This window comes from Proteus sp. TJ1640, from assembly GCF_003144445.1.
In the GTDB taxonomy this organism is placed as follows: domain Bacteria; phylum Pseudomonadota; class Gammaproteobacteria; order Enterobacterales; family Enterobacteriaceae; genus Proteus; species Proteus penneri.
Map to the genome: position 1 here is coordinate 194,711 of NZ_PENY01000041.1, position 10,483 is coordinate 205,193.

The window sequence follows — 10,483 nt, forward strand, 5'->3', positions numbered from 1 at the left end:
GGCAAGGAACTTACTCATGAATAAATTATGTTATCGCGTTATTTATAATCGTACTCGACAATTAATGGTTGTCGTATCTGAATTAACGAAATCTTGTGGTGAAAATAATAAGCGCAATACTCTTTTTTTATCACCCATTAAAAGTTCACTAAATAGCGTGGCATTTATTTTATTACTGATGCAAGGCATGATAAGTTTTTCTGTGCAAGCTAGTCAAATTATTGCAGATCAGCATGCTCCAAATAACCAACAAGCAACGGTATTACAAACTAGCAATGGCATAGCTCAAATTAATATCCAGCAACCGAATCAACATGGCGTATCACGTAACCAATTTACGCAATTCGATGTTGATAATAAAGGTGCCATTCTCAATAACAGCCTACAAGATACACAAACACAATTAGCTGGAATGGTGACGGGAAATCCGTGGTTGGTTAAAGGCGAAGCGAATGTTATTTTAAATGAAATTAATAGCCAAAATCCTAGCCAACTTAATGGTTTTATTGAAGTTGCAGGCAAACGAGCGGAAATTATTATCGCAAATCCAGCGGGTATTAGTTGCCAAGGCTGTGGCTTTATTAATGCGGTAAATACCACTTTAGTTGCAGGTAAAGCTTTAACGCAAGATGGGGCAATTGCTGGTTATGAAATTAACAACGGAAAAATAGTTATTTCTGATCGTGGTCTAAATGATAGCCAAAGTGATTACACACGTATTTTAGCGCGCGCCGTAGAAGTTAACTCACGCATTCAAGCCAATAAATTAGAAATTACTACAGGTAAAAATACACTAGATAATAATGGCAATGTGATTAGCCAAGATGATTCAGTAGCTAAACAAAATGATTATGCCGTCGATGTTGCCCTAATCGGTGGTATGTATGCCAACAAAATTAAATTGGTTGGCACAGAACATGGTGTTGGTGTGCGTAATGCAGGCGAAATTGGTGCTGAAGCGGGTGGTTTAACACTAAATGAAAACGGTCAGTTAATAAATATCGGACTCATTCAGTCTAAAGCACAATTACAAATTAATACGGCAAGTCTAAATAACCAAGGTGTGATTGCCGGCGATAAAAACCTAGCGCTAAATACCACAGGTGATTTTGTTAATAGTGGCACACTACAAGCTAAAAATAATATTCAGTTAAAAGCAACAGAAAACGTTTCTCAAACCGCATCAGGCAAAATAGTCGCTCAAAATAATATTCAAATTGATGCTAAAGGCTATTTGGCAACACACAAGAGCCAACTAGGTGCAGGCATTGATAATAGCGGTAATGCCGTTAATCCTGCCTCGCTAACTTTGAATATAGCGGATGACATTATTTCTGCAGGTCAGCATTTAAGTGGCGATAAAATTAATTTAACGGCTAAAAATGTTGATATTTCAAACAGCAAAACACAAAGTAAAGATCTACACTTTACGGCATCAGTAGGGCAAATTAAAACAGAGTTTGCCCAAGTTAATGCAAATACAGTAATGCTTAATGCTAAAACAGAGATTATTAATCGTAAAGGTGAGATCAGCGCTGATAAGCTTCAACTTATTGCGCCTAACCTGATTGATAATAGTGAGGGTAAATTAAGCCAATCAGGTAGCCATGATTTAAAACTCAATTCCGTTACACTCAATAACCTAAAAGGAGAGATTAATTCCGCTGGAAATCTCGCTTTAAATCATCAAAATCTGAATAATCAACATGGCGATATTCAAAGTCTTGGCCGCCAATTAATCATTAAAACAACGGCGCTAAATAATCAGCAAGGCACAATATCATTGCCTCAGCAAGGTGCTATCACTCTAAAAACTGAAACGTTATTAGGTAAAGAAGGCTCCCTATTAACAACCGGGCAGTTTTCTCTGCAAGGGCAATATGTAGATTTAGAAAAAGCCACAACCCAAGCGAAAAAAATAGATATTAGTGCAGTTAATCTTAACCATAATGACGCTAATTTAAAGCAAACAGGTACTGAACTAACATCAATTAACGTAGAAAAAAAACTCAGTAACCAACGCGGTAATATTCAGACGCAAGGTGCATTAACACTCAATGCCCAAGAGATAGATAATACCCAAGGTGAAGTGAGAACCTTAAACCAAAGTCGCCTAGATATAACCGCCATAGAAGCCATTACTAATAATAAAGGTGCATTGATATCTTCGGATACTCTTAAACTTCATGCCAATATATTAACTAACCAGCAAGGCAATATTAATGCCGATAAAACTATTGATCTCACCCTGAACAATAAGCTTGATAACAATGCTGGGAAAATTATTAGCAAAAATAATAGTGAAATTAAAGCGAATATATTAAATAACGCCAAAGGTGAAATTGGTGCTAATGGATTAAATATCACTTTAACGGGACATGCAGATAATCAACAAGGTGCAATAATTTCGCAAAATAGACTGCGATTAACGGCAAATAACGTTGATAACAGCCAAGGCATTATTCAATCAGAAAAATCCTTGTGGCTATCGACCCAAGATGGAGAGTTAAATAATCAAAATACCCATCAATCTGGCGGTATTATTAGTCGAGGAGAATTGCATCTAAACGCTGGTGACATTAACAATAGCCAAGGGATTATCAATGCTAAAAATAGTATTGATCTCCAGAGTAAAATAGTTAATAGCCAGCAAGGTAAAATCGTTACACAAGGTGATTTTACCGCTAATACGCAAGGGTGGGATAATACATCAGGGTTAATACAGGCATTTAATATCACTATTAATTCAAATAACCAGCAGTTAATTAATCGCGATACACAAAAAGGTCAAGGTATTCAAGCAACACAAAACTTACGACTGAATACGGGAGTATTAGATAATAGCCAAGGTGATATTAGTGCGAGTCAATTACAATTAAATACAGCTAAATTAGGCTTTATCAATCAATTTGGTCGATTAACATTATCTGATCACGCAACGTTAAAAACAGGTGCGATAAATAATCATGCGGGACTAATTATTACTGGCAAAGATCTCATTATTGATAGCCACCAGCAAAAAATAACGAACAGTGAAACACAAAAAAGTGGCGGAATAGTGAGTCAAGGTGGATTAAATATTCACAGTGGTGATCTTAATAATCAACAAGGGCAAATTCTAGCTAAGCAGCAAGTTGATTTACAAACTAACATCGTGACTAACCAATCAGGTCAAATCCTTAGCGAGTTAGCCAATTTAACATTAAAAGGAATATCGCTAAATAATAGCCAAGGACATCTGTTTTCTCCTCAACAATTACAATTAACTTTGCGTGATCACTTGATTAATCGTCAAACAATTGATGGTAATAAGGGGATCGAAACAAAAGGGACATTGACAATCAATAGTGGGGATATTGATAGCACACAAGGCCGTATTGTTTCTGCTGATCAGTTAACTGTTAAAAGTGGCAATTTAGTCAATCAACAAGGCATATTAGGTAGCCTAAATAGCGATTTATCAATTACCAGTAAACAACTGATTAATGATGATGGCTCAATAAGTGCCAATAACATCATCATTAATACACAAGGTGAGTGTTTAAGTAACCAAAGTACGAAAACCAATAGTCAGATTTTTAGTAAAAATGCACTCAATATGACAACGGGTGAATTAAATAACACCAAAGGAAAGTTGATCAGTAATGCTTCAGTTAATATTTTAACTTATGGCGAATTAAACAATACCCAAGGAGAAATAAGTGGTCATGAGACATTAGAAATTGAAACAAAAAAAGCGCTAAATAATACGCAAGGATCGCTTGCCTCTAATAAATTAATGACGCTTACGACGGGGAGTGAATTAAATAATACTAAAGGTAAAATCACTAGCCATAATGCATTATCTATTGAAACCCAAGGAAAATTAGATAACACGCTAGGTAAAATAATTGCTCGTAATAGTGCGAATGTTTTATCTTATGGTGACTTAATTAACTATCAAGGCCGTTTAGGAAGTGAGAAATCATCACTGACTTTAAATACACATCAAATTGACAACCGTAGCGGCGTTATTTCTGCCCAAGGTGATCTTAAATTAGATCCAAATAAATATGCTATCGATAACACGCAAACTTTAAAAAGTGGCGGAATAGTTAGCCAAAAAAATATCACCATTGATAGTGGAGCGCTCAATAATCAAGATGGTCAGTTAGTTGCCAAATATGACGCAATAATCAATACGCATCAGCAACAAATCACCAATAATAACGGTATCATTTCCGCGGATAATGGCACTATTTCTATTGATTCAGCATCAATAAAAAATATATCTGGATTAATTTATTCTCTAAAAGAGATGGTAATTAATACCAACGGACAGCGACTAGATAATACACAAGGTGTATTAGCTAGCCAAACAGGCAAGTTACTTATCGCCAGCCATGAACTGTTAAATCATGCTGGGTTGATCACGGCGAATACAGCATTAAATATTAACACTGGTAAACAGCGTATTGATAATAGTGATACGGCAACAAGTGGCGGTATTATAAGTAAAGGCGAATTAGAAATTAATGCCGGTAATATTGATAACCTTGAAGGTAAAATTACATCAACGGCTAAACAATCACTGTTTGTTGAAGATATTAATAATAAGAAAGGTAAGATTGGTAGCATTGAAGAACGGGTATTAATCGAAAGTGGCGCGATTAATAACCAAAATGGTTTTATTACAGCAAAAACGCAATTAGATATCACAACAGAAAATAATCAATTAGATAATAGCAATACATTATCTCAAGCAGGAATTATTAGTCATGGGGCATTAAACCTTGTGACAGGTAACTTAAATAATCAATCGGGCTATATCTTTTCTGCTAAATCTTTATTGCTTAATAGTTTAGGGATGAGCAACCGTAGTGGCGAAGTTATTAGTCAGGCAAACGGCTTTAAATTAACGACTCAAACGTTAGATAATCAACAAGGCACACTTTATTCAGCAGATAATTTCACTTTAGATACACAAGGTTATGCATTAAATAATAATCAGACGCTATCAGGTGGCATTATTAGTCAAGGAAAATTAGATCTAAAAAGTGGTGAGCTTAATAATATTCAAGGGCGCGTGATTTCTAATGATGACTTAAATATTTCTAGCGCAAAACTGATTAATCGCCAAGCACAATTAGGCAGCAAACAGGGTGGATTAAATTTAAAATCAGCTGAACTTGATAATAAAAAAGGTGTGATTAGTGCGAGTCAAAATGTCGTTATTAACACCCAGAAACAGAATATTAATAACCAAAATGGACTAATAAGCGCATTAACTAACCTGACTATTTATAGTGGGCAACTGGTTAATCAAACAGGAAAAATAACTACTAATAAGCAAGCAACGATTAACGCGACTGATCTTGATAATAGACAAGGCAGTATCGCCAGTAATCGCCATCAATTAATTATTAATGCCAATAATATAAATAATGCGAAAGGGCTAATTTACGCCGTTAAATCGCTCACCATTAATGCTGATGGTAAGTTAACAAATACGGATAACAAAGCGACAGCGGGCATTATTACTCAACATAATCTGAATGCAACGGTTAAACAGCTAGACAACCAAAATGGATTAATTTCTGTCGCGAGTATGCTAAAACTAATTAGTCCTGAAAAATTAAATAATCAGCAAGGATTAATAACGGTAGGTCAAAAAACAGACCTACAAACAGAACAGTTAAACAACTATCAAGGAAAAATCTCTGCTGGCGATTTATTAACGATTAGCCATTCCAATACACCACTTATTAATCGTGACGGGGCGCTTGTTTCTGCGGGTGCGATTTCATTAAACAGTGGTGATATTGATAATCAGCAAGGGAAAATAACTGCACTTAATGCAGTTACTATTAACAGCGGCGAGTTACAGAACAATCAAGGCACTATATACGCCAAAAAAGAGTTAAATATCCATTCCCAAGAGTTGGTTAATACCAATGGATTATTGCAATCAGACAGCCAGCTTAAGTTAAATACCAGACAAAATGATCTGATCAATTTAAATGGCAAAGTTATTGGTGCGACTGAAACCCAACTTAATGTTGCAGGACTTAATAACCAAAAAGGACATATTCAGGCAACTGACAAACTGGATCTTCAGTTAAACCAAAGTGAGTTAGATAATCAGCAAGGAACACTATTATCCGCTAATAACTTACTGATTGACGGTAAAAGTATTGATAACCAACAAGGCGTTATTCTTGCGGGTAACAATACTGAAATCACGCTCAGTCAGGGATTAAATAACCAGATAGGACAGATCCAATCTCAAGAACAACTTACTGTAACGGCTCAACAGCTTGATAATCAGCAAACAGATGATGAAAACCTAGGATTAAAAGCCAATAATATTCATATTGCAGTAAACGATTTGCTTAATCATCAAGGCGTTATTCAAGCCGGTGAACACCTCAAATTAATTCCTGCTGAAAACCTTAATAATCAGCGTGGCTTAATATCTGCTGCAATGTTAGCCATTGAAGGCAAAAACGAAAATAAATTAGCGATTGATAATAAAAAGGGACTATTAGCGGCGACACAACAGCTTCGTTTATGGGCTGAAAAGCTGAGTGGTAATGGCGAAATTATTTCGGCGGGTGGCAGTGAAATTCAATTAAAAACCGCCTTTAAGTTAGAACAAGATGCCACAATTAAAGCACAGCACTCTTTAACACTCTCTTCAGAGGATGAAATTCATAACGCTGGATTTATTTATGCGGGTGAGAGGCTTTCACTTCAAGCGACGAACTTAAATAACAGTGAGTCAGTAGCACCATTAGAAAGTGATGATTTGGTGACGACTCGCAGCAAAAGAAGTCTCGATGATAATGAAAAACGTAATGGCGAAATTAGTGCTAAACGGCTGATATTAACCATTTCAGAAAAACTGCAAAATACAGGATTGATTGATGCTTTTGGTGGCACACTCACATTAACGGCTGATGCTATTTATAACCAAGCGGGTGGACGCATTTATGGTGATAATATCCAGCTAAAAAGCCAGCAATTTGATAATCATGCACCGTTTGAAGATATTGCTCCGGTATTAGCTTCTCGTGAAAATCTACAGCTATTGAGTAATACAATAAATAACCGTAATCACGCCCTTATTTACAGTGGTGGCGATATGGCTATTGCGGGTTTTGAAACAGAAAATCTGTCAGAAAGTGTTGCCGCTGATGTATTAAATAATGAAAGTGCATCAATTGAAGCGAGTGGAAATTTATTTGCTCATATTTCAGAAATTAATAACCGCGATCTCTACTTAAAAATCAGTGATCCGGAAAAAGTATCTGAAGTACCAATGTATCAATTTGGTGTCGATCATAGCGGCGATAAATTTGATTCTGATGATGAGCGAATCTGGTACAACATCAATACGCGTGAGCATTTATTAAATATCAATGGTCGTCAATATAAAGACTTCTATGAATTTAAATATAAGGTAATTACAGAAGAGTCAAAATTATTACATCGTGATCCGGCATTAATATTGGCGGGTAAAGATATTACTTTAAAAGGTGATAATTTAAACAATATTGATAGCCATATTATCGCTGGTGGCAAGCTGATTATTGATGGTATGCATATTAATAATCAGGAAACCGCAGGTCAGCGTATTGAATACCATGAAGGTACAGCAATAAAGCATAAAAGACCGGGTAAACGTAAAGCGGGTCGTAAGAAGAAAAGTAGCTCAACTTCACATTCCCAATATGGGCCGTTTGAGGTGGTTACTGATTTATCATTAGGTTTATTGGAATATAAAGAAAATACCGATCTGACCTCAGATAAACGTCCTGAATTAAGTGAACAGAGTGAAATAAAAGTATTTACAACACGAAGATTCGGTCGGTTAATTACTCATCATAATCAAGTCGATGTTGATACGGCGGAGCTAACCTCTATTACGCCTGAAAAAACAGATTATGATTTGGGGGATGATCTCTCATTAACAAAATATAAAGAGGGCTTATTAACAGACCAAAGTGATCTTGCTCTCTTTGATAAAATAACTACAAAAAAACTTGATGAGACGATTAATGGTAATCAATCGACAAAAATCGTATTAGAAAGTGGTGATGCGGTTTCAACATTTAACGCTGAACAAACCGCAATAACGCAGCCTAATGGTGTATTACCGGAAATAAAACGGTCAGAGAAACACCCTGAACTTCCTATTGGTAAAATAATTACAGTTCCTCAATTAGAAAAGCCAACGGAAGAGAAAACCATCGAAGTTAAAATTCAGACCGTAGCGCCTATATTAAAACTCCCTGAAAACCGTTTATTTAATGTTAATAAAGGAACGGATAGCCAATATATTGTTGAAACTGACTCTCGCTTTACCAATAAAAGGGAGTGGTTAAGCTCAGATTATATGCAAAATGCATTATCTGTTGATCACAATAATACCCATAAGCGTATTGGCGATGGTTTTTATGAACAACGCATAATCCGTGATCAAATTATTCAGCTCACCGGCAATCAATATCTTGATGGGCATAATGATAACGAACAGCAATATCACGCTTTAATGGATGCGGGTATTCGCTTTAGTGAAGAGTTTGGCATTAAACCAGGTGTGACATTAACCGCTGAACAGATGGCAATGATCACAACGGATATGGTGTTATTAACCAGTAGAGAGATCACATTAGCTAATGGCTTCGTTGAAAAGGTATTAGTGCCTCAAGTTTATGCGCGTGTTCTACCCGGTGATTTACAAAACAGTGGAGCATTGCTTTCAGGTAGTGAAGTTATTTTAAATAATATTCCTGAGTTAAAAAACAAAGGCACTATTTTAAGTAAAATAGAATTACAAGCTTCAACCGATAATTTAATTAACCAAGGGCTAATTAAAGGGCAAACGGTAGATTTACTTGCGTTGCAAGATATTCAAAATGAAGGCGGACAAATTGCAGGGCAAAACCGCATTAATCTGCAAGCAGGTAATGACATTATTAGTACAGCAACTGTATCGGGTAATAATACCGATCAATGGCTAAACCGTGGTGCGGCTATTTATTTAACACAGTCAGATGGTGAGATTACATTAAAAGCAACGCGTAATTTAGCGTTAACAGCAACAGATATTCTCGCAAGTGGTGATAACAGCCAATTGGCGTTAACCGCAGGTAAAAATATTGAATTAGGTACTATTAATACGCGTCGCCAAGAGAATATTGATTGGGATAGCAATAACTATCTGCATAAAACCACAGAAGAGGAGATTGGATCTCATCTTTATGCGGGGGATATCTCAATAGCATCGGGCGAAGATCTTCATCTTACGGCAACAGATATTCAAGCCACAGGCTCGCTAGGATTAACTGCAGGTAATGATATTTCGTTACAAAGTGGTTATTCCTCTATTGACCAAATCGCACACAGTGTGACGAAAGATAAATCATTTGGTTCTTCGGAAACTCGCACTACACATGCTGAAATTCATAATAAACAAGCAACTGGAACAGAGCTAAAAGGAAATGAAGTTTCTATTTCTGCTGGCAATGATTTAATTGCACAGGGCAGTGAGATTATTGCGACACAAGATATCAATCTTGATGCGGGTAATCAATTATCGCTGACTACTGCAGAAGAGTTTGCTTTCCAATCTTATGAAGAAAAAATTAAAAAATCAGGCATCGGTGGTACAGGAGGCATCGGCTTTACTGTAGGTAAATCTGCATTTGAGCAGCTCAATAATAGTGATGCTGTAACTCAAAAAGGCAGTGTGATTGGTAGTACGGATGGCAATATTCGCATCAGTTCAGGGGATAATCTCACCATTGATGGCAGTGAAATGATAGCCAAAAAAGAGATATCTCTTACGGGGGATTCTGTTGATATTCTGGCTACCGAAAATAGTTACACTGAGCTAAGCAAAACTAAGACTAAGCAGAGTGGTTTTACCGTCGCACTAAGTGGTACCGCAGGAAGTGCAATCAATGGTGCTATTTCAGGTTATAAGGCATCTAAAGAAGCTGATGATAGCCAAATTAGCACACTTCAAGGTATTAAAGCAGGACTTTCTGGGGCTCAGGCAGCAGGTGCGGTTGCATTAGATAATGCGCAATCTGGCACTGATAATGAGAGCACAACGTTGATTGGTGCCAATGTTGCTTATGGCAAAAGTTCTTCTGAGTCTGAACGTATACAGCAACAAAACATCGCCCAGGGCAGTAGCTTAAGCGCAGGTGAAAATCTCTCTATTACGGCAACAGGAAAAGAGCAAGGCGATATCACTATTACAGGCAGTGAGCTACAGGCTGGTGGTGATCTTACTTTAAGTGCTACGCGAGATATCACATTACAATCAGCACAAAACCAAGAGACGATAGACAGTAAAAACAGCAGCAAAAGTGCTTCTGTTGGTGTTGGCGTCACAGTGGGCTCGGGGGGTGTTGGGGTAAATATTAATGCTAATGGTAGCCGAGCAAAAGGATTTGAAGAGGGCGACCACACCTATTACACCAATAGCACA

1 protein-coding gene is annotated in these 10,483 nt (G+C 36.8%); it reads left to right on the top strand.

The genetic code is table 11. From position 1 onward, the window contains the following. Positions 1 to 16: 16 nt before the first annotated feature. Positions 17 to 10,483: hemagglutinin repeat-containing protein (locus DK861_RS17320; RefSeq protein WP_109400880.1), on the top strand; the 10,467-nt coding region annotated here is incomplete at its 3' end.